The sequence below is a fragment of the Kitasatospora aureofaciens genome (genome assembly GCF_019192735.1).
Lineage (GTDB): Bacteria > Actinomycetota > Actinomycetes > Streptomycetales > Streptomycetaceae > Kitasatospora > Kitasatospora aureofaciens_A.
The window spans coordinates 13001-34440 of sequence record NZ_JAHTKP010000074.1 but is presented as its reverse complement, the minus strand read 5'-3'; the positions used below and the strand labels follow the sequence as shown (position 1 = coordinate 34440).

The 21440-nt window shown below is 74.2% G+C and carries 23 protein-coding genes and 1 pseudogene; 9 read left to right on the top strand and 15 right to left on the bottom strand.

What is annotated here, in order from left to right:
• Positions 1-135: 135 nt before the first annotated feature.
• The 8 genes from KV557_RS36640 to KV557_RS36605 all read right to left on the bottom strand — a co-directional run bounded on the left by KV557_RS36640 (position 136) and on the right by KV557_RS36605 (position 7866).
• Entirely contained in the window at positions 136-681 is a 546-nt protein-coding gene (locus tag KV557_RS36640; protein WP_218205927.1) for a hypothetical protein, read from the bottom strand.
• Between the two features lie 241 nt (positions 682-922).
• The gene (locus KV557_RS36635) at positions 923-2329 is read right to left on the bottom strand and encodes a family 2B encapsulin nanocompartment shell protein (RefSeq protein ID WP_218205926.1); all 1407 of its coding nucleotides are present in this window, start codon (positions 2327-2329) and stop codon (positions 923-925) included.
• 467 nt (positions 2330-2796) lie between these two features.
• Positions 2797-3606, bottom strand: coding sequence for a DUF1963 domain-containing protein (locus KV557_RS36630; protein ID WP_218205925.1), 810 nt, complete (start codon positions 3604-3606; stop codon positions 2797-2799).
• Positions 3607-3811: 205 nt separating this feature from the next.
• Positions 3812-4324 carry a hypothetical protein gene (locus KV557_RS36625; protein ID WP_218205924.1) on the bottom strand — a complete coding sequence of 171 codons (513 nt, stop codon included), beginning with the start codon at positions 4322-4324 and terminating at the stop codon, positions 3812-3814.
• 163 nt (positions 4325-4487) lie between these two features.
• On the bottom strand, positions 4488-5966 hold the full coding sequence (gene pdxR / locus KV557_RS36620) for a MocR-like pyridoxine biosynthesis transcription factor PdxR (protein WP_218205923.1): 1479 nt from the start codon (positions 5964-5966) through the stop codon (positions 4488-4490).
• Positions 5967-6006: 40 nt separating this feature from the next.
• Positions 6007-6525 carry a hypothetical protein gene (locus KV557_RS36615; protein WP_218205922.1) on the bottom strand — a complete coding sequence of 173 codons (519 nt, stop codon included), beginning with the start codon at positions 6523-6525 and terminating at the stop codon, positions 6007-6009.
• 48 nt (positions 6526-6573) lie between these two features.
• A complete protein-coding gene (locus KV557_RS36610) occupies positions 6574-7086 on the bottom strand; it encodes a universal stress protein (RefSeq protein ID WP_218205921.1) in 513 nt (170 codons plus the stop codon).
• 207 nt (positions 7087-7293) lie between these two features.
• Positions 7294-7866, bottom strand: coding sequence for a hypothetical protein (locus KV557_RS36605; RefSeq protein WP_218205920.1), 573 nt, complete (start codon positions 7864-7866; stop codon positions 7294-7296).
• 171 nt (positions 7867-8037) lie between these two features.
• Between KV557_RS36605 and KV557_RS36600 the strand changes: the two genes are divergently transcribed.
• Together KV557_RS36600 and KV557_RS36595 are read left to right on the top strand one after the other, a co-directional pair.
• On the top strand, positions 8038-8463 hold the full coding sequence (locus KV557_RS36600; protein WP_218205919.1) for a GNAT family N-acetyltransferase: 426 nt from the start codon (positions 8038-8040) through the stop codon (positions 8461-8463).
• A gap of 91 nt (positions 8464-8554) precedes the next feature.
• The gene (locus tag KV557_RS36595; RefSeq protein ID WP_218205918.1) at positions 8555-9178 is read left to right on the top strand and encodes a DinB family protein; all 624 of its coding nucleotides are present in this window, start codon (positions 8555-8557) and stop codon (positions 9176-9178) included.
• A 24-nt stretch (positions 9179-9202) separates the two neighbouring features.
• On the opposite strand, the gene KV557_RS36590 is transcribed toward KV557_RS36595, so the two are convergent.
• On the bottom strand, positions 9203-9787 hold the full coding sequence (locus KV557_RS36590; protein WP_218205917.1) for a pyridoxamine 5'-phosphate oxidase family protein: 585 nt from the start codon (positions 9785-9787) through the stop codon (positions 9203-9205).
• A gap of 131 nt (positions 9788-9918) precedes the next feature.
• Between KV557_RS36590 and KV557_RS36585 the strand changes: the two genes are divergently transcribed.
• Positions 9919-10851: a helix-turn-helix domain-containing protein gene (locus KV557_RS36585; RefSeq protein WP_218205916.1), complete on the top strand. Its 933-nt coding sequence runs from the start codon at positions 9919-9921 to the stop codon at positions 10849-10851.
• 414 nt (positions 10852-11265) lie between these two features.
• Here KV557_RS36585 and KV557_RS36580 read toward each other — a convergent pair whose 3' ends face one another.
• Entirely contained in the window at positions 11266-11700 is a 435-nt protein-coding gene (locus KV557_RS36580; protein ID WP_308130248.1) for a CBS domain-containing protein, read from the bottom strand.
• Between the two features lie 134 nt (positions 11701-11834).
• Between KV557_RS36580 and KV557_RS36575 the strand changes: the two genes are divergently transcribed.
• From KV557_RS36575 to helR, 5 genes and pseudogenes are all read left to right on the top strand, one after another.
• Positions 11835-12734: a helix-turn-helix domain-containing protein gene (locus KV557_RS36575; protein WP_308130247.1), complete on the top strand. Its 900-nt coding sequence runs from the start codon at positions 11835-11837 to the stop codon at positions 12732-12734.
• Positions 12735-12774: 40 nt separating this feature from the next.
• Positions 12775-13206: a VOC family protein gene (locus KV557_RS36570; protein WP_218205914.1), complete on the top strand. Its 432-nt coding sequence runs from the start codon at positions 12775-12777 to the stop codon at positions 13204-13206.
• Positions 13207-13381: 175 nt separating this feature from the next.
• Positions 13382-14260 (top strand): annotated as a pseudogene (gene ligD / locus KV557_RS43535) (non-homologous end-joining DNA ligase); the annotation flags it as partial.
• 54 nt (positions 14261-14314) lie between these two features.
• On the top strand, positions 14315-15166 hold the full coding sequence (locus KV557_RS43530; RefSeq protein ID WP_256178484.1) for an ATP-dependent DNA ligase: 852 nt from the start codon (positions 14315-14317) through the stop codon (positions 15164-15166).
• Positions 15167-15462: 296 nt separating this feature from the next.
• Entirely contained in the window at positions 15463-17628 is a 2166-nt protein-coding gene (helR, locus tag KV557_RS36560) for an RNA polymerase recycling motor ATPase HelR (RefSeq protein WP_218205912.1), read from the top strand.
• A 25-nt stretch (positions 17629-17653) separates the two neighbouring features.
• Here helR and KV557_RS36555 read toward each other — a convergent pair whose 3' ends face one another.
• The 4 genes from KV557_RS36555 to KV557_RS36540 form a co-directional block, all read right to left on the bottom strand.
• Positions 17654-18235, bottom strand: coding sequence for a type 1 glutamine amidotransferase domain-containing protein (locus KV557_RS36555; protein ID WP_218205911.1), 582 nt, complete (start codon positions 18233-18235; stop codon positions 17654-17656).
• Positions 18236-18247: 12 nt separating this feature from the next.
• Positions 18248-18547 carry a PRC-barrel domain containing protein gene (locus KV557_RS36550; protein ID WP_218205910.1) on the bottom strand — a complete coding sequence of 100 codons (300 nt, stop codon included), beginning with the start codon at positions 18545-18547 and terminating at the stop codon, positions 18248-18250.
• The gene (locus KV557_RS36545; RefSeq protein ID WP_218205909.1) at positions 18547-18948 is read right to left on the bottom strand and encodes a DUF3040 domain-containing protein; all 402 of its coding nucleotides are present in this window, start codon (positions 18946-18948) and stop codon (positions 18547-18549) included. The genes KV557_RS36550 and KV557_RS36545 overlap by 1 nt, the downstream gene beginning before the upstream one ends.
• 66 nt (positions 18949-19014) lie before the next feature.
• On the bottom strand, positions 19015-19458 hold the full coding sequence (locus KV557_RS36540; RefSeq protein WP_218205908.1) for an HAD family hydrolase: 444 nt from the start codon (positions 19456-19458) through the stop codon (positions 19015-19017).
• A 309-nt stretch (positions 19459-19767) separates the two neighbouring features.
• Here KV557_RS36540 and KV557_RS36535 point away from each other — a divergent pair, with 309 nt between their 5' ends.
• A complete protein-coding gene (locus tag KV557_RS36535) occupies positions 19768-20760 on the top strand; it encodes a hypothetical protein (protein ID WP_308130246.1) in 993 nt (330 codons plus the stop codon).
• Positions 20761-20782: 22 nt separating this feature from the next.
• Here the strand turns inward: KV557_RS36535 and KV557_RS36530 are convergent, their stop codons facing one another.
• Positions 20783-21376, bottom strand: coding sequence for a GNAT family N-acetyltransferase (locus KV557_RS36530; RefSeq protein WP_218205906.1), 594 nt, complete (start codon positions 21374-21376; stop codon positions 20783-20785).
• Positions 21377-21440 lie beyond the last annotated feature (64 nt).

Here is a 21440-nt window from a genome sequence, read left to right as displayed (position 1 = left end):
CCCCCCCCCCCCCCCCCCCCCCCCCCCCCCCCCCCCCCCCCCCCCCCCCCCCCCCCCCCCCCCCCCCCCCCCCCCCCCCCCCCCCCCCCCCCCCCTTTTTAATGATCCGGCGCCCACCGAGATCTACACATCTTCTCACACTCGTTCCCTACCCGACGCTCGTCCGATCTCCAGGGCCGGCGGCGCGGGCGCGGCCGGGACCGGGGGCTGCGCGACCGGCGCCGGTGCGGGCGACGGTGTGGAGGTCGGCGACGGACTCGGCGTCGGAGTCGGCGTGGGTGTGGCGCTCGGCGTGGGCGACGGAGTCGGCGACGGCGTGGGTGTCGGGCTCGGGCACGGGTGGTGCCAGTGCGGCGGCCGGTGCACCGGGTGGCGGGCGTCGCCGTTCGGGTCGACGGTGACGCCGACCCGGACGTCCACGTCCACCCCGACGCTCACGTCCGTCCCGTCCGGTCCGACCGACACCTTGACGTCCGTGTCGGTGCAGACGCAGGTGTCGACGACCGGCCCGTGCGGGTGTCCCCCGCCGTGGTGCCCGGCGCCGGACGCGGACGCCCCGCTCAGCAGCGCGCACATCGCGACCACACCGACCGCCGCGCCGGCCAGGCGCACCCGCCGCCCGGGGACGGCGCCCCCTCCGCCGTCCACCGGTATCCGTTGGGGCTGCCGGGGCTGCGGCATGGCTCCACACACCTCTCGGATCGTCGGGAAAGCACATCGTCGGAAAGCGCTCGAACAGAACCGGGGGAATCGAGCCGGACCGCGCCGCACCTGCCCCCGTCAGGCGAACGGCCCGCCTCCGGGGGCGGGCCGTCCGTCATCACGTCAAACGATCTTCGGGCGGGCCGGTTACGGGCCCGAGCCGATCAGGTAGCAAGAATCGACCGCTGCTCGGGCCGCACGCCCAAGGCCGATCACGCGTTCAGTGGCGGCCGTGCGCGATCTCGACGTTCTCCAGGACGCCGACGGCGTCCGGCACCAGGATCGCGGTCGAGTAGTAGGCGCTGACCAGGTACGAGATGATCGCCTTCTCGTCGATCCCCATGAAGCGGACCGAGAGCGACGGCTGGTACTCGTCCGGGATGCCGGTCTGGTGCAGGCCGATGACGCCCTGGTTGTCCTCGCCGGTACGGATCACGAGGATCGAGCTCGTGTTCTCCTTGGTGATCGGGATCTTGCTGCACGGCAGGATCGGGACCCCGCGCCAGGCCGGCACCTGCTGCCCGCCGAGGTCGACGTGGTGCGGGTAGAGCCCGCGGGCGTTGAGCTCGCGGCCGATCGCGGCGATGGTGCGCGGGTGGGCGAGCAGGTAGTCGGGGTCGCGGCGGCGGTTGAGCAGCTCGTCCAGGTCGTCCGGGGTGGGCGGGCCGGAGTGGGTCTGGATCCGCTGGTCGAAGTCGGCGTTGTGGAGCAGGCCGAACTCCGGGTTGTTGACGATCTCGTGCTCCTGGCGCTCGCGCAGGGCCTCGATGGTCAGCCGCAGCTGGTGCTCGATCTGGTTCATCGGCTGGTTGTAGAGGTCCGCGACGCGGGTGTGCACCTTGAGGATGGTCTGCGCGACGCTCAGCTCGTACTCGCGCGGCTTCAGCTCGTAGTCCACGAAGGCGCCGGGCAGTTCGAACTCGCCGTGGTGGCCGGCCGACATGGCGATCTCGGCCTCGCCGCGCTCGTTCTGCGCCTGGAGCGGCAGGGCCAGGAACTCCTGCAGGTGCTCCTGCAGGCTCGGCGCGTTGTCGCGGATCTGCTCGAAGTCGCGGCGGGTCAGCGTGAGGACGACACCGGAGGTGGCCGTCTTGGCGGTGTACTCCCAGACTGCGTCCGGGTTGAGCACGGCGTCGTCGCCGAAGCGGTCGCCGTCGCCGAGCACGCCGACCACGGTCTCGTCGCCGTACTTGCCGGTGCCCATCTTGTTGATCTTGCCGTGGGCGATCAGGTAGATCCGGTCGGCCGCCTCGCCCTGGGTGACGAGCACCTCGCCGGGGCCGAAGTCGCGCTGCCGGCAGCGGTCGGCGAGCGCGGTGAGCACCTCGTCGTCCTCGTAGCCGCGCAGCAGGGCGAGTTCGCCCAGCTCGCGGGGGATGACGCGGACCTCGGAGCCGGTCTTGATGAACTCGACAACACCGTTCCCGACGGTGTAGGTGAGCCGTCGGTTCACCCGGTAGGCACCACCGTGGGCCTCGACCCAGGGGAGCACCTTGAGCAGCCAGCGGGAGGTGATCTCCTGCATCTGCGGTGCGGACTTGGTGGTGGTGGCGAGGTTGCGGGCAGCGGCTGTCGCGAGGGACTGCTGCTGAGCCTGCTGTGTCTCCGGGCTGGTGTCCACGGGCATCGGCAGGGATCTCCGTTCATCTGGTCAGATCACGCGGTCGGGTCATGCCGAACCGCCCTGGCACCTGCCGTGACGATTCATCAGATCCGCGTGTTGGTGGGGGTGTTGGCGCGAAGTCGCACGGTCTCGCAATCGAGGGCGCCGTCTCCCGGCGACCCAATCCGGAACCCTAGATCACCGATCCCCGGCCAGACCCGTACGGCGGCCTACTACCCCCCGATAGGGTGAATCTGAACCGGATCACCCCGATCCGCACCCGACGGCCGGCAAACGCCCGTTCGGCGCCCCGATCCCTGTACTCCCCGCGCCTTCCCTGCTCCACGAACCCGACCGGCCCTCGTGGGCAGCCGGCCCGCCGCCGCACCGGCGTCAACACGACGCACCGCCAGGCCGGTTCCGGCGTGGCGGTGCGTTGCCGTGCGATTCAGGTGCGATGCGGTGGTATCCAGCGGACCCGGGTCCCGTGGTCAGGCCACCTCGACGCCGTGCCGGACGCGGTCGAAGCGGCCGGCCGCCAGGTCCTCGTCGGTGATCCAGAAGGAGGCGTTGACGGCCTCGCCCCAGTCCGCACCGGCCGCCGAGCCCTCGACCTGGAGCACCGGCCGGTGGCCCTCGTGCCGCCCGGTGTCGGTGTCGCACCAGCCGAGCACCCGGACGTCGGGCCTGGTCAGGTGATCGCGGAAGTCGGACGCGAGGTCGAGCGCGATCATGAAGTCGTCCGGGAAGAGGTCCTCCAACTCGCGGTCCTGGTAGGACGGCGCGGACAGCGCCCACCGCGCCCGGACCGGGACGGCGGGCAGCGGCGGCAGCTCGTCCCGGCCGGCGGGCTGGGGCCGCGGCGGCGCTCCGGCGGGGACGTGCAGGACGCGGCAGCCATGGCCGGCGAAGTCGGAGAAGTGGTCGTCATGGAAGAACAGCAGCAGCCCGTCAGCCGGCAGCGGCCAGCGGCCGCCGTCCCCGGCGGCGTGCGCCTCGGCCAGCCCGGCACAGTCGAGTTGGGCGAGCAGTTGCATCGGGTGCCCGGCGTACTCCGGCCACTCCTCGTCCGCGGGCAGCCCGGGCAGCCCGCCGAGCCGGCCGACGATCGGGCCCTCGGCGGTTCCGCCACCCGTGTCCGGCGTCAGGGCGAGGGAGGAGCGGAGCAGCCGGTCCACGAGCGGGGCGGTCCGCTCGTCCGCCCTGGCCCGGATGGCGGCGTACATGCCGTACGGCATCGGCAGGGGCAGGTGCCGGTCCTCGGCGAGTCCGGCGGGGTCGGTGAGCAGCGGTTCGGCCATGGACGCCAGCCTGCCACCCGGCACTGACAACGCGGACGACGACAGGCGACGCGGGCAACGCCGGCAACGCGGACAGCCCGTCAGGTGCCGGTACGGGGGCGGCCGGCACCTGACGGGGGAACGGAGGGCTATCCCAACGGGGGGGGGATCCGAACGGGGGTACCCGAACGGGGGCTATCCGGGGGACGAGGTCAAGAAGCCGGCGTCAGGCGCAGGGGACCTGCGTCCCGGGAAGGTTGACGATGCCGGAGTTGTTGGCCAGGCCAGTGTTGTACTCGTAATACAGGTAGGAGTAGAGGTCGATCCGGGTGCCGGCGCCGCACTTGGAGTCGGGGGCGACGGTGTAGGTCACGGTGAAGCTGCTGGAGGCACCGGGCGCGAGCGGCACGTTGTAGCGGGCGATGCCGCCGTGGACGTTCTCGCTGCACCCGTTGGTCTGGGTGCCGCAGCCGGTCGCCGCGAACTTGAGGCCATTCTCCTGCGTGGTCGGGTAGGTCGGCTGGACGCTCTGGTAGACGAACTGGATCGGGGTGTCGTAGGGGTTGGAAAGCGTCAGCGTGAGCGTGAACGAGCCGCCCGGCGTGGTCGTCGCCCGGTCGGCCACGGCCGTGAACGGCAGCGGGGCGGCGGCCTGAGCGGGTGCGGCGGAGAGGAGCAGACCGGCGGCGGCGACCGGAATCGCGACAAGAGCGGACCGCCTCAGATGTGTTCTGCGCATGACCATGGAGCGTAGGGGGCGGTACCGGTTCCGTTGCTTCCCTCGGCCCCGGCTCGTACCCGGTGAGGAGCGGCGGGCGGACGCGCCGGGCCATTGCGCCCGCGTTCCGCCCTCACGGCCTCGCAAGGGGCCGTATCCTCCGCCCCACGACTGCTCCGCCCGCTCAGGCCGGCGGTGGCAGGATGTCGCAGAGCGCGGCGAGCGCCGCCGGGTAGGCGTGGTCGGGCGAGGTCGCGTAGCCGACCACCAGACCGTCGGCGGCCGGCATGGCCTCCGCCGCGAGCGCCGGGTGCCGGTAGTCGGCGAGCCCGTCCACGGCCAGGCCCCGGTAGGCGGCGGCCTTCAGCACGGAGCGCTCGGTGCCGGGCTCGAGCCGCAGCACCGCGTGCAGTCCGGCCGCGATGCCGGACACGGCGATGTGCGGGGCGCCCGCGGCGAGGGCGGCCACCAGCCGGTCCCGCCGGTCCCGGTAACGGCGGCGCATCCGCCGGACGTGCCGGTCGTAACTGCCGGAGTCGATGAACTCGGCGAGCGTCAGCTGGTCCAACGCGCTGGCCCAGCCCTCGCGTTCGCCCTTGGCGGCGAGCACCCGGTCGACCAGGTGGTCGGGCAGCACCATCCAGCCGAGCCGCAGCGCCGGCGACAGGCTCTTGCTGGCCGTGCCGAGGTAGACCACCCGCTCGGGGTCCAGGCCCTGGACGGCGCCGACGGGCTGGCGGTCGTAGCGGAACTCGCCGTCGTAGTCGTCCTCCAGGACCAGCCCGCCCCGCCCGCGCGCCCAGTCGACGACGGCGGCGCGCCGGGCGGCGTGCAGCGGCCCGCCGGTGGGGAACTGGTGGGCGGGGGTGAGCAGCACCGTCCGGACGTCCGGACGGTCCGCCAACGCGCCGACTCCGGCGCCGTCTTCGTCGAGCGGGAGCGGCACGGTGGTGACCCCGGCGCCCGCCAGCAGCGCGCGGTGGAAGGCGAGCCCGTACCCCTCGACGGCCAGCGGCCCGTTCGTCGCCGCGGGCAGGACGGCGCGCGCGCCGTCGAACAGCAGCCGCAGCGCGTGCGCGAAGCCGGAGCAGACGACGATCCGGTCCGGGTCGGTGCGCACCCCGCGGACGCGGGCCAGGTAGTCGGCGAGGACGGTCCGCAGCTCGCGCCGCCCCTGCGGATCGCCGGGCCCGAAGGCCTCGTTGGGCGCCGCAGTGAGCGCCCGGCGCCCGGCGGCCAGCCAGGCCGAGCGCGGGAAGGAGGCGGCGTCGGGCTGCCCCTGCCGCAGGTCGTACACCGGCCCCGGGCGGACGGACGGGCGGCGGGCCCGGGCGGTCGGCATCGGCTCGGCGCGCTCGGCGACGGTCGTGCCGGAGCCCTGCCGGGCCGTCAGCCAGCCCTCGGCGACGAGTTCGGCGTAGGCCTCGGCGGCGGTGTTGCGGGCGAGGCCGAGGTCGGCGGCGAGCGAACGGTAGGGCGGCAGCCGGGTGCCGGGCGCCAGCCGGCCGCTGCGGATCGCCTCGCGCAGGGCGGCCATCAGGGCGGCGCGGCGCCCGCCGGTGGCGGGGAGGTCGAGGTGCAGGTCGGCGCCGGTCGGGCGGGCGGGGTCGGACGGGTGGGCGGGCTCGGGCTGGCGGGGGTGCGTGACCGGCGTGTCCGTCATGGTCACGCACCCTATCGCCGCCCTCGCGGGCACTCGGCGGTCAGCCCTGGCCGTACGGGACGGCCGGCCGGAACAGCTGGTCGAACGCCTGGTACAGCTCCGGCCCCTTGGCGCCGGCCACCGTGAAGCGGGTGACGTCGCCGTTGCCCTGCCGCATGGTGGCGCGCAGGCCGCCCTGCGGGTCGATCTGCTCGTACTGGATGCCGGCGATCTGCCCGACCTGCACACCGTAGGACTTCGGCCCGCTGCTGCCGAAGAACTCGATGACCTTGGTCGCCAGCCAGGCCACCAGGCCGCAGACCGCGAAGAGGCCGAAACTTACGAAGAACACGATCGCGTTCGCGTGGACGAGCCCCTTGGACAGGTGGAGCTTCTCGTTCAGGTAGGCGAAGCCGAACAGCGAGATCAGCATCACGACGAAGGAGCCGGCGGACGTCAGACCGACGATCGCGATCCAGAACGGATCTCCGCCCTCCTTCTCCACCGTGAATCTCCCGTTGTCGAACTTCAGACTGACTGCGCCGCCAGGCTCGGCCTGGACCCCCGTGATCTCGATCATGAGTGCGGAGCCTAGCGGTCCGCTCGGGAGGCCATGCCGGGTGGGTTGCTACGGAACCACGGTCACCGGCCAGCGCCCCGCCTTCACCAGCCGGACCGCCACCGAGCCGATCACCCGGTGCCCGGCCTGCTCGGAGACGCCGACCACGACGGCGTCGGCCCGCAGCTCGTCCGCGAGCTTGGCCAGCCCGTAGTACGGGTCGCCGCGCAGGGTCAGGAAGCGCCACTCGACCCGCCACACCTCCTTCATCCGCTGCTCCGCGTCGCGCAGGGCCGCGAGCAGCTCGTCTGCGATCTCCTGGGTGGTCTCCTCGACCGCCGCCCCCGCGAGGGCGGTGGCCGCGCCGAGCACGGGCTGGACGTAGGCCACCGCCAGGAGCGCGCCCTGTCGCCGGGCGAGGCCGGCCGCGTACGCCGTCGCGCGCCAGGAGGAGTCCGAGCCGTCCAGCCCGGCCAGGATCACCTTCGGCCCGTCCGTCCCCAGCTCGAACCCGGCGGGTGCGGCCGCCGTCCCGGGCTCCTCGGCGCCGCCGAGGGCCTCCGCATCGCTCTCATTACTCATGCGCCCGCCTCTCCCCCAGCCTTGACGGCTGGGAGGTGCCCCCACCGCTCGGTAGGGGCATTCGCCCATACGCACCTTTGATGCTTCGCTCGCTCATAAGCCCGAGGCTATGCCCGCCACCCGACGTGACGACGCGGGGCACTCCGGGTGAGGGCTGTGGTGCGGGCCACCCCGGGTGCGGCGGCCTCGTCGCGTGCTCGGGCCGCCCTACCGCCGGTCCACCGGGTAGTCCCAGTCCGCCCCCGGCCCCTCCCCCGCCGCGAGCAGGTGCTCGGCGATCGCCAACGGCACCGCGACCAGCGGAACACCGGAGTCCAGCGGAATGCGCACCCGGCGGATGCCGCCCGGCGCGGACACCTCGACCACGGCCGTCGCCGCACCGACGAGCCCCACGGCATCGAGCCGGGCCGCCACCTCCGGCCGCCCCACGTCGGCCGGATAGGTGGTGAGCGTGAAGACGAGATCCCCGAGGTCGTCCAGCAGATCGGCGTACACGGCCAGCGGGGGCGCCGGAGCCGTCACCGGCAGCCTCCCCGAGGCGCCCCGATCCGGCGCGGCCCAACCCCCGTCCTCCCCGCCCAGCGCCGCGTGCACCTCGCCCCGCGAGGCCCCCACCGGCACCCGCACCACGCCGCCGGACGTCCCGACCACCACCACCGGCTCCCCGTCCGGGAACGCGATCCGCTCCAGCCGCCGCCTCCCCCCGGCATTGGCCCGCTGAAGCGCAGCGGCCTCCCGCAGGAAGTACCCCCGCTCCAACCGCTGCCGTCCCGTCACCATGACACGCCCCCTCAACGGCCTTGACGGATGGTCACCAACTCGCACGGTACCTCCGCCCCCGCCCACCCGGTTAGCCGATTTCCGTCCAACTTCCCTGCGGTGAAGCGGAGGTGGGGCCCGGGGTTTCCGGCGGAGGCCCAGGTCGGACGCGCGGGCCCTATCATCCGGTTCATGATCCTCAACCGGCCCGACGGCTACGACATCGACACCGACCCCGCCCGGATCGACCTCGACCGGGTGCACCACTGGCTCTCCACGGACGCGTTCTGGGCGCTCGGGCGCAGCCGGGAGGTGGTCGACCGGTCCGTGCGAGCGTCGATACCGTTCGGGGTGTACGCGGCGGGCGGCGAGCAGGTGGCGTTCGCGCGGGTCGTCACGGACCTGGCCACCTTCGCCTGGCTCTGCGACGTGTACGTCGACCGCGCGCACCGCGGGCGCGGGCTGGGCACCTGGCTGGCGACGGCCGTGGTAGAGCACCTGCGGCCGTACGCGCTCAAGCGGATCCTGCTGTCGACGGCGGACGCCCACGAGGTGTACGCCCGGGCGGGGTTCGTGCCGTTGCCCGAGCCGGGGAAGCTGATGATCGCGGACGGCTGATCGCGGACGGCTGAGAAAACCGTTCGCGGGCGCCGCGCCGCTGTGGCAGGGTGCGAGCCGTCCGGACCGATCACGCGCTGGAGCCGCCCCGATGACGCTGCCACCCCGACTCGCGCCCCTGCTGGAGGAGTTCGACTTCGCACGGACCCGCCTCACCGACCGGCTCGCCGGGCCGGCCGTGGACAGCGGGAACGGCACGCCGGTGGCCGTCGAGCCGCTGACGGACGAGGAGTACCGCTGGGAGCCGGTGCCCGGCTGCTGGTCGGTGCGGCGGCACGCGGAGGGGCCGGGCGAGCGCGCCACCCTGCTGATCGGCGCGGGCGAATGGGGTCGGGACGCGACCGAGTGGCCGCACCCGGAGCCGCCGCCGTTCACCACGCTCGCCTGGCGGCTGAACCACCTGGGCGAGATGCTCACGCTGCGCGCCGACCACACCCACGGCACCCGCTCGCTCACCCGCGAGGCGTACCCGGTGTGCGGTGACGCGCAGTCCGCCATCGCGGGCTTCGACGCCGCCGCCACCGCCTGGCGCGAGGCCCTGCTCGCGGCCGACGACACCGTGCTGGACACCGTCGGCCACAGCGCCTACCCGTACGGCGGCGACGCGGAGGAAGCCTTCCTGGACGTCGTCTGGTGGGTCAACCAGGAACTCCTGCACCACGGCGCCGAGATCGCCCTTCTTCGCGACCTCTACCGCTGGTCTCCCCGGGGCTGAAGGCCGGTCAGGACGAGCGGCCGGTCAGGACGGGCGGGGCGGGAGCGGCAGCGGGAGGGCGGGCAGGCCGTCGATGCTGGTGCCGACGTACTGCTTGCCCTCGCAGTAGGTGTTGAACTCCTCCTCGGTCTTGCGGCCGAAGTACTGCGCGTGCAGGTCGCGGTCCTCCCGGTAGTCCATCAGCGGGACGGCGAACCCGCAGGAGTCGCTGACCCGTTCGGCCGCGACCAGGACGATCGCGCGCAGCCCCGGCCCGTCCGCGCCCGGCTCGAAGCGGGACAGCAGGCCGGCGAACCGGGCATCGTCGCGGAACACCGCCTCGCCGCGGCCGTGCACCCGCACCACGGTCGGCGGGCCGTCGAAGGCGCACCACATCAGCGTGATCCGGCCGTTCTCCCGCAGGTGGGCGATGGTCTCGGCGGTGGATCCGCCGAAGTCCAGGTAGGCGAGGGTGAGTTCGTCGAGGACGACGAGGGTCCCGGCGCGGCCCTTCGGCGACACGTTGACGTGCCCGTCGGCGGAGAGCGGCGCGGTGGCGACGAAGTAGACGGGCTGACGCTCGATGAACTGCCGCAGGCGGCCGTCGATGTACTCGTACTGCTTTCCCATGCCGCCATTGTGCCCACATCTCGCCTGGCGAGAAAGAATCGTTCACATTTCGAGAAGTTTCGCGGCCGCCCGCGGTGTCCGTACGATGGCTCGTGTACATGCCACCCAGCGGCCCTGCCAGGGGAGTTGAGTTGATCGACCTGTCCGCCCAGGGCACCGCGGAGATGGCCTTCGGCACCCCTGCCGCACCGCTGCGCCCGTACGTGGTCGACTACCGCGGCTACCGGCTGGCGCTGCTCCGGCCCCGGCGGCGGCTGGAGGTGCCGACCGACGTCGTCACGATCGCGCTCACCTTCGAGGGCTCGATGCGGCTCGCCGACGCGGTCGACCCGGCGCGGCCCGCCGCCTCCTTCGAGTCCGTCGTCGCCGGGCTGCGCCGCACCGCGACGATCGGCGAACACGCCGGCCTGCTGCACGGGTTGGCGGTCTCGCTCACCCCGCAGGGTGCCTACCGGGCGTTCGGGCCGCTGGCGGGCGACCTGGGCGGGCAGTGGGCCGAGGCCGGGGACGTGCTGGGCCCGCGGCTGCGGTCGCTGTCCGACCGGCTCGCGGAGATGCCGACTTGGACCTCCCGATTCGCCCTGCTGGACGACTGGTTCACCGCGCGGATCGCCGACGGCCCGGCCTGGGAGCCGTCGGTCGCCTGGGCCTGGCACGAACTGCGCCGCACGCACGGGCTGGTGCCGGTGGGCACGCTCGTCGAGGGCACCGGGTGGAGCCGGCGGCGGCTGGAGCTGCGCTTCCGCGAGCACCTCGGGGTGGCGCCGAAGCAGGCCGGCACCATCATCCGGCTCCAGCACACGCTCACCGCCCTGACCCGGCACGCCGCTTCGGGCGGTCCTGACGGTCCGGACAGCGAGCGGCTGGACGGCGCCCGGATCGCCGCGCTCTGCGGGTACTACGACCAGTCGCACCTCGACCGGACGTTCCGCGCCATGGTGGGCTGCTCCCCGCGCGCGTTCCTCGCCTCCCGCCGCGCCGCCGCCGGCCTGCCCGAGCCCACCGACCGGGTCGCCGGCCGGGTGACCAGCGCCGTCCTCGGCCCGGCCGGCCCGAACCGATAGCCGTGCTGCGCATTTGTACAAGACGCCCGCCCCCGCCGTCCGCGACCCTCGGATCGCCCGGCCGGTACGGGGGGACCGGCCGGTCACGGGCAGCGCGCCACCGAGCGCCGCGCCGCGCAAGGCCCGTCTTCAGGCTCCCGTCGTCCGCCCGGAGGGCGGGCCGGGCGGCGTTGGGGTGCGTGCATCGCAAGGCGGAGGAGGGAGTCCATGCGGTGGGGGCACCTCCCGGCCGAAGGCTGGGGGACATCGGCGACCGACGACAACGCGGCGAGGTGCGTGCCCCGGCGTCGCCCGGCAGGCGGGAGCCTGAAGACGGGCCTTACCAGCACGGCGTGGCACGGCAACGGCGGGCCCGCGTGCCGTCGTTCGGCACCGGGGCCCGCCGCTCGTCGTCGGCCCGTCAGGCCGTCATGGTCAGGCCTTCATGTAGACGCTGTCCATGAACTCGATGATCTGCTGATCCGTCAGGCGGCGGCCGTCGCGGCGGCCCATCGCCAGGTCGGCCTCGCTGATCATGCCGACCAGCCGCTCGCCGTCGATCACCGGGATGCGCCGGATCTGGTGCTGCTCCATCTTCCGCAGCACCGTGTCCATGTCGTCGTCGGCGCGCACGCAGTGCAGGTGGCCGGACAGCTCGATGGCCGTCATCGTGGCCGGGTCCTTGCCCTCGGCCAGACAGCGCACGACGATGTCGCGGTCGGTGATGATGCCCTTCAGCTTCTGGTCGTCGCCGCAGATCGGGAGCGCGCCGACGTTCTTCTTGGCCATCATCTTCGCGGCCTCGGCGAGCGTCTGGTGCGCGCCGATGCACTGGGCGCCGGTGTGCATGATCTCTCGGGCAGTGGTCACGGGGACTCCTTCGTCAGTGGTTCCCCCCGGTCGTTCCCCCCGAGCTGTCGGCCACGCCACCTCATGGCGTGACCATGCGATCACCATAGGCAACATCCCGCCTGCCCGCGACCCCGGCCGCCGATACTGGGAAGGTGACGACGAAAGCCACCGAGGCGGTCGGAGAGGGCGTGGTCGACGAGGCCGTCCGCGCCCGGCCCGCGCCGGAGCTGCGCCCGTACGTGGCCTGGTACTCCGGGTACCGCCAGCGCGGCATCGCGCCCGCCGTGCACCGCGGTCTGCCGTCCCCCTACCTGACCTTCATCCTCACCCTGGACGAGCCGCTGGAGATCGCCGGCCACCCCGACCCGGCGCAGCCGCCCGGCACGTACGCCACGCTGCTCGGCGGCCTGCACACCGCGCCGGCCCTGATCACCCACGACGGGCGGCAGTCGGGCGTGCAGATCGCCGTGCACCCGCTCGCCACCCGGGCGCTGTTCGGGCTGCCCGCCGTGGAGCTGGCCGGGATCGACGTCCCGGCGGAGGAGGTCCTCGGGCGGCTCGTCCCGCGGCTCCGGGAGCAGCTCCAGGCCGCCGCGGACTGGTCCGAGCGGTTCGCCCTGCTGGACGGGGCGCTGCTGCGGGCCGCCCGGCCGTCCGGGCAGGTGCCGCCGGAGGTCGGCCGGGCCTGGCAGGCGCTGCGGCGCAGCGGCGGCAGGTTGCCGGTGGCGGCGCTGGCCCGGGAGACCGGGTGGAGCGCGCGGCACCTGCAGGAGCGTTTCCGCCGGGAGACCGGGCTGACGCCCAAGGCCGCCGCCCGGGTGATCCGCTTCGACCGGGCGCGGCATCTGCTGACCGCCTCCGCGCGGCCGCCCCGGCTGGCGGAGCTGGCGGCCCGCTGCGGGTACTTCGACCAAGCGCATCTGGCGCGCGAGTTCCGCGCGCTCGCCGGGTCGGCGCCGAGCGCGTGGCTGGCGGCGGAGGGGCCGGAGGAGTCGCGGTTCCGAAACGTCCAAGGCGGGGCGGGCGCTCCGGCCGCAGAGTGGGAGGCGTGACGGCGGCCGGCCGCCACCACTCCCGTTCCAGGAGGAAGCCATGGACACCAACTCGCCCGCCCCGCAGGTGTGGCCCACCCTGCGCGCCACCGACGCCCGCGCCCTGATCCGCTTCCTGGTCGAGGCCTTCGGCTTCGAGGAGGTCGTGACGTACGGCGAGGGCGAGCTCGTCGCCCATGCCGAGCTGGCCTGGCCGGAGGGCGGCGGCGTGATGCTCGGCTCCGTGCGGGAGGCGCCCGAGGGCGACGAGGCCTGGCCGGGCCGCCCGGGCACGTTCAGCGCGTACGTCGTGACGGCGGACCCGGACGGCGTGCACGACCGCGCCGTCGCCGCCGGGGCCCGGATCACCACCGGCCTGACCGAGACCGACTACGGCTCGCGTGACTTCGCCGCCGCCGACCCCGAGGGCAACCGCTGGTACTTCGGCACCTACCCGGGCGCGCCGCGGCCCTCGGCTGCCCCGGAGGGGTGAGCCCCCGATGCCGTCGCCGAAGCCCACGCGCTCATCGCCCCCGCCGCGTCCGGCTGAGGCCGCGTCCCAGCAGGTCAGGGCGCGGGGAATGCCGAGCAGGAGCCCTGTTCGCGCCCACCGCGCCACCCGGGCAGACTGACAGCGGGGACCACCCAAGGGGCTTCGGAGGCGGTCCATGCCGCAGATGGTGGTGGACGGGCGCACCCTCACGCTCTCCCACCTCGACAAGGTCTACTATCCGCGGACCGGCACGCTGAAGGGCGAGGTCCTCAGCTACTACGCGGCCGTGCACACCGCCCTCCTCCCCCACCTGCGCGACCGCCCGGTCTCCTTCCTGCGCTGCCCGGACGGCGTCGAGGCCGAGGTGTTCATCGCCAAGAACCCGCCCGCCGGCACCCCCCGCTGGGTCCGCACGGTCGAGGTGCCCAGCAGCAGCGGGGACCTGCAACAGGTCGTCCTCGACGACGGCGCCGCGCTGCTCTGGGCCGCCAACCTCGGCTGCCTCGAACTGCACGTCCCGCAGTGGCACGCCGCCGCCCCCGGGCTCGCCGACCGGCTCGTCCTCGACCTCGACCCCGGCGAGGGCGCCACCGTCCTCACCTGCCGGACGGTCGCCGTCCTGCTGCGCGAACGCCTCGCCGCCGACGGGCTCGCCGCCTGGGTCAAGACCTCCGGCTCCAAGGGCCTCCACCTGCTCGTCCCGCTCGAACCCACCCCGAGCACCCGGGTCTCCGCCTACGCGAAGGCGCTGGCCGCCGCCCTGGAGGCCGACCACCCCGGCCTCGTCGTCCACACCATGGCCAAGGCCCGCCGCTCCGGCCGGGTCCTCGTCGACTGGTCCCAGAACAACGCCAGGAAGACCACCGCCGCCCCCTACACCCTGCGCGCCCGCCCGCTGCCCACCGTCTCCACCCCGCTCACCTGGGACGAACTCGCCGAGGCCGACACCGAGGACGACCTCGTCTTCACCCTCACCGACGTCCCCGACCGGCTCACCGCGCACGGCGACCTCCTCGCCCCGCTCCTCGACCCCGAACAGGCCCGCCCCCTTCCCGCCGGCCCGCAGCCCGAGCGCGCCCGCCAGGTGCTGCAGCCGCCCGTCGAGGTCATGCGGCCGGCCTCCGTCACCGCGGTCCCGCCGGCGGACGGGCTCGGCGGCGGGGGCGTGCAGTACGAGCTCAAGCTGGACGGGTTCCGCTGCGTCGCCTTCGCCCGCGGCGACCGCCCGGCGTACCTGCAGTCCCGCACGGGACGGGACCTCGCGCCCGAGTTCCCGCCGATCGCCGCCGCCGTCGCCCGGCTGCCCGAGGGGCTGGTGCTCGACGCCGAACTCGTCGCCTGGCAGGCCGGCCGGTTCGCCTTCGGGGAGCTCCTGCGCACCCGGCAGACCCGGGCGGGCGACGACGTCGCCCTCGGCCTGATCGCCTTCGACGTGCTCGCCCTCCCCGGCCGCGACGTCCGCCGCCTGCCGCTCACCGACCGCCGCCGGCTCCTCCTCGCCGCCCTCGCCGGCGTCCCGCCGCCGATCCAGCCCGTCATGGCCACCACCGACCGGGCGGAGGCCCTCGACTGGATGGAACGCCTCGCCGCCACCGGCGTCGAGGGCCTGGTCTGCAAGGCCGCCGGCTCCGCCTACCGGGCGCACGGCGCCGGGCGGGTCTGGGTCAAGTACCGGCGCAGCGACACCGTCGACGCCCTCGTCCGCGCGATGACCGGCCCCGCGGCCCGCCCGCACGCCCTCATCGTCGAACTCGACGACGGCCGCGTCCTCCTGACCACCCCGCAGCTCACCCCCGTCCAGGCCCGCCAGATCGCCGAAGCCGCCCACCCCTGCCTCGCCCCACCCGCCCACGACCCCACGCACGGCACGATCCACCCCCTCACCACCCCGCTCCGCGCCGAACTCACCCTCACAGGCCGCCCGCCCACCGCCACCTTCGTCCGCCTCCGGGGCGACTGACGGTCAACGCCCGTTTCCCTACGGACCGTTGAATGCCGGAGTGCACCACAACGCCGGCCACCTTGCTTGGGGCCACGCCGGCTCACCGCGCGCACGGGAAGATGGCTCTGACGAGCTTCACGTGGGGGAATTGGCGGCCTCGGGATGGACAACACCTGCCGCTCGGGCGGAGTACTCACCTCTCGCCACTCTCAACATATAGCGCACCGGGGGGCTTGCGGCAAGGCCCCTGTCGTGCCGCAGAATCGCTGGCCTAGGCCGGCACCTGCGCGCGGCCCAGGATCGGAGCTGTTGATTTGAACCCCCTCGCCACCAGCGCGTTCGACCTTCCCGACCGCCTCTCCGCCAAGGCCGACCCGGCGCTGATCGCCGGCGACGAGCAGCACTTCGCGGCCATCGCGGAGAGCCTGGAACAGACGATCGCCGAACTGTCCGACCGCCTCGACGCCTTGCGCAAGGCGCCCGGCGGCCTCGGCCGGGACGCGATGGACCGGGACATCGAGATCCACCGGCTGACCGGTCGTCTGCGCGCCCTGCGCCGCTTCGGGCTGGACCTGTGCCTCGGACACGTCGTCGGCGCGGACGACCCCGAGCCCGTGTACATCGGACGACTCGGCCTCACCGACAGCGAGGGCCGCCGGCTGCTGCTCGACTGGCGCTCCCCCGCGGCCGAGCCGTTCTTCGCCGCGACCCACGCCAGCCCGATGGGCCTGGCGAGCCGCCGCAGGTACCGCTGGACCCGCGGCCGGATCGGCGACTACTGGGACGAGGTGTTCACCGCCGCCGGGCTCGAAGGGCACGCCGCGCTCGACGACCAGTCCGCCTTCATCGCCAGCCTGGGCAGCAACCGGTCGTCCCGGATGCGGGACGTGCTCGCCACCATCCAGTCCGACCAGGACGCCATCATCCGGGCGGGCTCCCGCGGCGCGCTCGTCGTCGACGGCGGTCCGGGGACGGGGAAGACCGTCGTCGCCCTGCACCGCTCCGCCTACCTCCTCTACTCCGACCCCCGCCTCGGTCACCGTCGGGGCGGCGTGCTGTTCGTCGGTCCGCACCAGCCCTACCTGGCCTACGTCTCCGACGTCCTCCCCAGCCTCGGGGAGGAGGGCATACAGACCTGCACCGTGCGGGACCTCGTCGCCGAGGGAGCCGGAGCGGCGATCGAGACCGACCCGGACGTGGCGCGCCTGAAGTCGTCCGCGGACATGGTGAAGGCGATCGAGAAGGCCGTCCGGCTCTACGAGGAGCCGCCCACCGAGGGAATGACGGTCACGACCCACTGGTCCGACCTCTGGCTGAGCGCCGACGACTGGGCCGAGGCGTTCGAAGCACCGGACCCTGGCACTCCGCACAACGAAGCGCGCGAGCAGATCTGGGACGAGCTGGTCACGATCCTGATGGACAAGCACGACGGCGACGACGTCCCGCCTGACCTGTTCCGGAGGTCGCTGCAGGCCGACCGGGAGCTGGTCACCACCCTCAACCGCGCGTGGCCGCTGCTCGAAGCGGCCGACCTCGTCGGAGACCTCTGGTCGGTCCCCGCCTACCTGCGGATGTGCGCTCCCTGGCTGGCCCCCGAGGACGTCCGGAAGCTGAAGCGCAAGGACGCCCAGGCCTGGACGGTGTCCGACCTGCCCCTCCTGGACGCCGCACGGCAGCGGCTCGGCGACCCCGAGGCGGCACGACGGAAGCGCCGGCACGACGCCGCCGTCGCCGCCGAACGCGCGCGCATGGCCGACGTCATCGACGACATCCTGGCGGCCGATGACGACGGCGAGGGCGCGGTGACGATGCTGCGCGGACGGGACCTGCAGGACAGCCTGATCGACGAGACCGCCCTGCCCGGCGCCGACCCGGACCGGCTCGCCGGCCCGTTCGCGCACATCGTCGTGGACGAGGCCCAGGAACTCACCGACGCCGAGTGGCAGATGCTGCTGCTCCGCTGCCCGTCCCGGAGCTTCACGATCGTCGGGGACCGTGCCCAGGCCAGGCACGGGTTCACCGAGTCGTGGCAGGAACGGCTCGAACGCGTCGGGCTCGACCGGATCGACGTGGCCTCGCTGAGCGTCAACTACCGGACGCCGGAAGAGGTCATGGCGGAGGCCGAGCCGGTCATCCGCGCCGCGCTCCCGGACGCCAACGTGCCGACCTCCATCCGCAGCAGCGGCGTGCCCGTCGTCCACGGTTCCGTTGCGGACCTGGACTCGATCCTCGACACCTGGCTCGCCGCGCACGCCGACGGGATCGCCTGCGTCATCGGCGCTGGTGACACCGAGGCCGGCCCGTTCCGGGAGACCTCCCGCGTCCGGTCGCTGACTCCGGAGCTGTCGAAGGGACTCGAGTTCGACCTGGTCGTCCTCGTCGATCCTGAGGCGTTCGGCGAGGGGGTCGAAGGAGCGGTCGACCGCTATGTCGCGATGACCCGGGCGACGCAGCAACTCGTCATCCTCACGAGCTCCTGACGGCCGAGGCAGGCTCCCAGAGCGCTTACTTCCGCCGCTTCGCCGCGTGGGCGAACTCGGTGACCAGGGTGTCGTTGAAGACCGGGAGGTCGGCCGGCTTGCGGCTGGTGATCAGCGGGCCGGGGCCGTCGTGGCAGACGTGGACCTCCGCGTCGACCCAGTGGGCCCCGGCGTTGACGAGGTCGGTGCGCAGGCTGGGCCAGGAGGTGAGGGTGCGGCCGCGGACGGCGTCGGCCTCGACGAGGATCCACGGGCCGTGGCAGATCGCCGCGACCGGGCGGCCCGAGGCACAGAAGGCGTGGACGAAGGCGACGGCGGCCCGGTCCTGCCGCAGGTGGTCGGGACTGGCGACACCGCCGGGGAGGACGAGCCCGTCGTAGGACGCGGGGTCCGCGTCGGCGACGAGCCCGTCCACCGCGAAGGTGTCACCGGGCGCCCGGTGCCGGACGGCCTGGACGCGGCCGGGCGCGGTGGAGAGCAGCCGCGAGGTGCCCCCGGCCTCGGCCACGGCCTGCCAGGGCGAGGTGAGTTCCACCTGCTCGGCGCCGTACGGCGCGACCAGGAAGGCGACCGTGCGGCCGGTGAGGGTGGTGGCGGGCCAGCCCATGGCACACCCGGCTCACCGCGTGCGGTGGGCACCCAGCTCGACGGCCGCGGGCGGCGGCGCGGAGCGGACCCGGGCGCGGGGGCAGTCGAGGTGGACGGTCAGTTCCAGGTGGTCGATCCGGGCGACCAGGCCGACCGGGACGAGCACGCGGGAGCCCGGCACCCACAGCTCGGCGTCGACCAGCAGGTGGTCGCCGGTGTCCTGCTCGACCCGGCCGAGCGGCCCGTCGGTGGCCTCCACCTCGTAGCCGGCCAGGCTGAGTTCGGCAGCGTGGTGGGGGCCCGGGCGGTACTCCCACAGATCGGTGCTCATCACACCTCCGGTTGGTCCCAGGGCCTGCGCTCGCGCCCCTCGGGGCGGTCGGGGCGGTCGAGCGGGTCGCTGTGCCGGGCGGCGGCGCGGCGGCGCAGCAGCAGCGTCGCGGCGACGGCGACGGTCACGGAGGCCGCCCACACCACCCCGAGGGCGGTGAGCACGGCGACGGTCGGGGTCCGCACGCCGACGCTCAGGCAGATCGCCGTCATCACGAGCGCGGTGAGCAGCACCCCGGCCGGCACCCGGCGGGCCGCGCCGCGCAGCGCGGCCCCGACCCGGCCCGGCCGTTTGGCACCCATGGTGCTCAGTTTCCGGTCGAGGCGGGTGTCCTGGCGCAGATCGGACTCGATCTCCTCAAGGAGCCGCCGTTCCCGTCCGCTCAACGCGGGTCCGTCCATCTCGGTCACCTCCGACACTTCCGGTGACGTGCTCGTACCGGGGCGGTTGCCCGGTACGGGCATGCGCTAACCGCCCCAGGGACGGCCTGTTCCCGCGCCCACGGGTCCGAAGGCCCGGGGGCGGGCGAGCAGGCTGTCGTCGAGCACCTTGAGCAGGGCGGCGGCGTCGCGGTGGACCTCGGCCGCGCCCGCCGCCCGCAGGTCCGCGCCGCTGTCCCGGCCGGTCGCCAGCGCGAGGCAGAGCACCCCGGCCCGCCGGGCGGCCAGCACCTCGCGCACGCTCGCGGCAACGTACACGGCGTGCTCGGCCGTGCCGTCGACCAGGTCGAGCGCGGCCTGCACAGGGTCACTCCCGGGGGCGGTCACGGTGAGCGCGGGTGCCCCGGCGGGGCCGGGCCCGGTCAGCACGACCGTCCAGCCCCGGGCGGCGCATTCGCGCAGCAGGTCCGCGGAACCCGGCAGCGCGGGCCGCCAGTCGGTACCGAAGAGTGCCGTCGAGACCACCGTCATGGCCCACCGTTTCCTTTCCAGGCCGCGTACGGAATCAAAGCCGCGTACGGAATCAAAGGGGTACGCACGGATATGGGGTGCGCACCACGGAATACGCCCTTCCAGGTTAGGCCTCCGCCCCACCCGGCGCGCTGCCGGTCGGCCGCCGGTTTTCGCGCGCGGGAAGTCGGCCGGACCGACTTCTCGTGCGCGGATTCGCGCCGGACGAAAATCCGTGGGCGGCGGGCCGGTGACCAGGCATAATCCGCAGGGCCACGAGCGGGGGGAGAGTGCATGGCGGTGTTCGCGTGTGCGGGGTGCGGTGCCGAATTGACCGCCCCGGTGTCCCGGGTCGCGCTGCCGGTGCACGCGCACCAGCGGAACGGGGACAGGTTCATGCCGTCGCTGATGGAGCCGGGCACGTACGCCGTCGACCCGGAGCCGTACGGGCCGCCGTGGCGGCGTTGGAGCGACGTCGGGGCGGACGCGGCGGCCGCGCGCGGGGTGTACGCGCCGGTGGACGGCCTGTACTTCGGCGCGCCCGGCGCGATCCTGGTGGCACCGGGCGACACCCGCGGCACCGTCGTGATCCCGGAGCGCTGCGACGGCTGCTGCGGGTCGGCCGGAGGGCTCGGCCCGAACCTGGCCTGCGAGCGGTGCGGGGCGGAGGTGGCCACCCGGATCGACGACTGCTACCGCTGGCAGGCGGTGTGGTTCGAGGCGGCCGCCGTGCGCTGCCTCCCCGTCGACGGGCCGGCCGATCTGGACGCGGGCGACTGGGAGTGGCCAGGCCTTCCGCCCGTCGAACCGTCCGGTTACTGGAGCCTGCGGTGGCAGGCCGCCGTCGGGATCGCGCTGGCCCACGTGCTGGCGGCCTCGGCGGGCGCCCCCGTGGCCGTCCCCGGCGGCCTCCTCGCCGCGACCTTCGGCCGCACGCTCGACACCCTGCTGCCGTCCGGCCCGCCCGCCCGGACCCTGGCCCTGGCCGGCCCGGGCCTGCCGGATCCCGACCCCGCCCCGGACATCGCCCTGGTCCCGCGGCACCCCCGGACGGGCGCGGCCTGGCAGCCGCCCTCCGGCGCCGCCGTGCCGCTGGACGCCGAGGTGTGGACGTACCTGGCCTTCCCCGACGACCGCGCGCGCGTCCCCGCAACGGGCGGACTCCCCACGGGCGTCCAGCGCGACGACCCGCTGCCGCTGCGCCCGCCGTCCCTGTTCCGGCCCGACCGCGAACTGTTCCTCCGGACCCTGGCCCGCCTGCCCGAGGTACGGCAGCCGTGGCTGCGGGCCCTCTACGACAAGGCCGGTGGCCGGCTCTCCTGAGGCCGGCCGAGCCGTCCTCGGGCTACCAGGGGTCCGTGGCGAGGCGGGCGTGGAGGTGCTCGTCGTTGTACTCGCCGCCGGCGTAGCGGTAGGAGGCGCGCAGGGTGCCCTCGTAGGGGAAGCCGCAGCGGTCGGCGACGCTGCAGGAGGCGTCGTTGCCGACGGCGTGGGCGATTTCGATGCGGCGGGCGGCGGCGGTCTCGACGCCCCAGCGGGTGACGGCGGTGGTGGCGCGGCTGGCGATGCCGCGGCCGCGGGCGGTCGGGAGGAGCCAGTAGCCGACCATCGCCAGGCCGTCCTCGCGGTCGGTCCAGCGCAGGGCGACATTGCCGCACAGGGTGCCGTCCGCGGCGTCGGTGATCGCGAAGGCGGCAGTGCGGCCGTCGGTCCAGCCGGTGTCGCAGCGGTCGAGGTAGGCCTCGGCGGCGGCCGGGTCGGCGGCGCGGAGCGGGTTCCAGCGGCTGATCTCCGGGTCGGCCGCGGCGGCGACCAGCGCGGCGGCCGTCCCGCCCGGGAGGTCGAGGGCGCGGCCCCACGGGCGCAGCAGGACGTCGCCCAGGTCGAGCGTGGTGGGGCGGAACGTGCGCTGATCGGTGCTGGTCTCGGCGGTGCTCACCCGCTCTTCCTATCCCGTTCCCGGCCGTCCCCGCCAGCGAATTTCCACGGCGGAAATCGGCCTG

Bases quoted from the DNA above. Each gene is read 5' to 3' on its own strand.
- pdxR (WP_218205923.1), bottom strand. From the start codon at position 5,966: ATGACGGACACGCCGGTCACGCACCCCCGCCAGCCCGAGCCCGCCCAC.
- KV557_RS36630 (WP_218205925.1), bottom strand. From the start codon at position 3,606: ATGGCCGAACCGCTGCTCACCGACCCCGCCGGACTCGCCGAGGACCGG.
- KV557_RS36610 (WP_218205921.1), bottom strand. From the start codon at position 7,086: ATGAGTAATGAGAGCGATGCGGAGGCCCTCGGCGGCGCCGAGGAGCCC.
- KV557_RS36640 (WP_218205927.1), bottom strand. From the start codon at position 681: ATGCCGCAGCCCCGGCAGCCCCAACGGATACCGGTGGACGGCGGAGGG.
- KV557_RS36570 (WP_218205914.1), top strand. From the start codon at position 12,775: ATGGACACCAACTCGCCCGCCCCGCAGGTGTGGCCCACCCTGCGCGCC.
- KV557_RS36625 (WP_218205924.1), bottom strand. From the start codon at position 4,324: ATGCGCAGAACACATCTGAGGCGGTCCGCTCTTGTCGCGATTCCGGTC.
- KV557_RS36595 (WP_218205918.1), top strand. From the start codon at position 8,555: ATGACGCTGCCACCCCGACTCGCGCCCCTGCTGGAGGAGTTCGACTTC.
- KV557_RS36545 (WP_218205909.1), bottom strand. From the start codon at position 18,948: ATGGACGGACCCGCGTTGAGCGGACGGGAACGGCGGCTCCTTGAGGAG.
- KV557_RS36605 (WP_218205920.1), bottom strand. From the start codon at position 7,866: ATGGTGACGGGACGGCAGCGGTTGGAGCGGGGGTACTTCCTGCGGGAG.
- KV557_RS36540 (WP_218205908.1), bottom strand. From the start codon at position 19,458: ATGACGGTGGTCTCGACGGCACTCTTCGGTACCGACTGGCGGCCCGCG.
- KV557_RS36590 (WP_218205917.1), bottom strand. From the start codon at position 9,787: ATGGGAAAGCAGTACGAGTACATCGACGGCCGCCTGCGGCAGTTCATC.
- KV557_RS36550 (WP_218205910.1), bottom strand. From the start codon at position 18,547: ATGAGCACCGATCTGTGGGAGTACCGCCCGGGCCCCCACCACGCTGCC.
- KV557_RS36555 (WP_218205911.1), bottom strand. From the start codon at position 18,235: ATGGGCTGGCCCGCCACCACCCTCACCGGCCGCACGGTCGCCTTCCTG.
- KV557_RS36600 (WP_218205919.1), top strand. From the start codon at position 8,038: ATGATCCTCAACCGGCCCGACGGCTACGACATCGACACCGACCCCGCC.
- KV557_RS36635 (WP_218205926.1), bottom strand. From the start codon at position 2,329: ATGCCCGTGGACACCAGCCCGGAGACACAGCAGGCTCAGCAGCAGTCC.
- KV557_RS36615 (WP_218205922.1), bottom strand. From the start codon at position 6,525: ATGATCGAGATCACGGGGGTCCAGGCCGAGCCTGGCGGCGCAGTCAGT.
- KV557_RS43530 (WP_256178484.1), top strand. From the start codon at position 14,315: ATGCGGCCGGCCTCCGTCACCGCGGTCCCGCCGGCGGACGGGCTCGGC.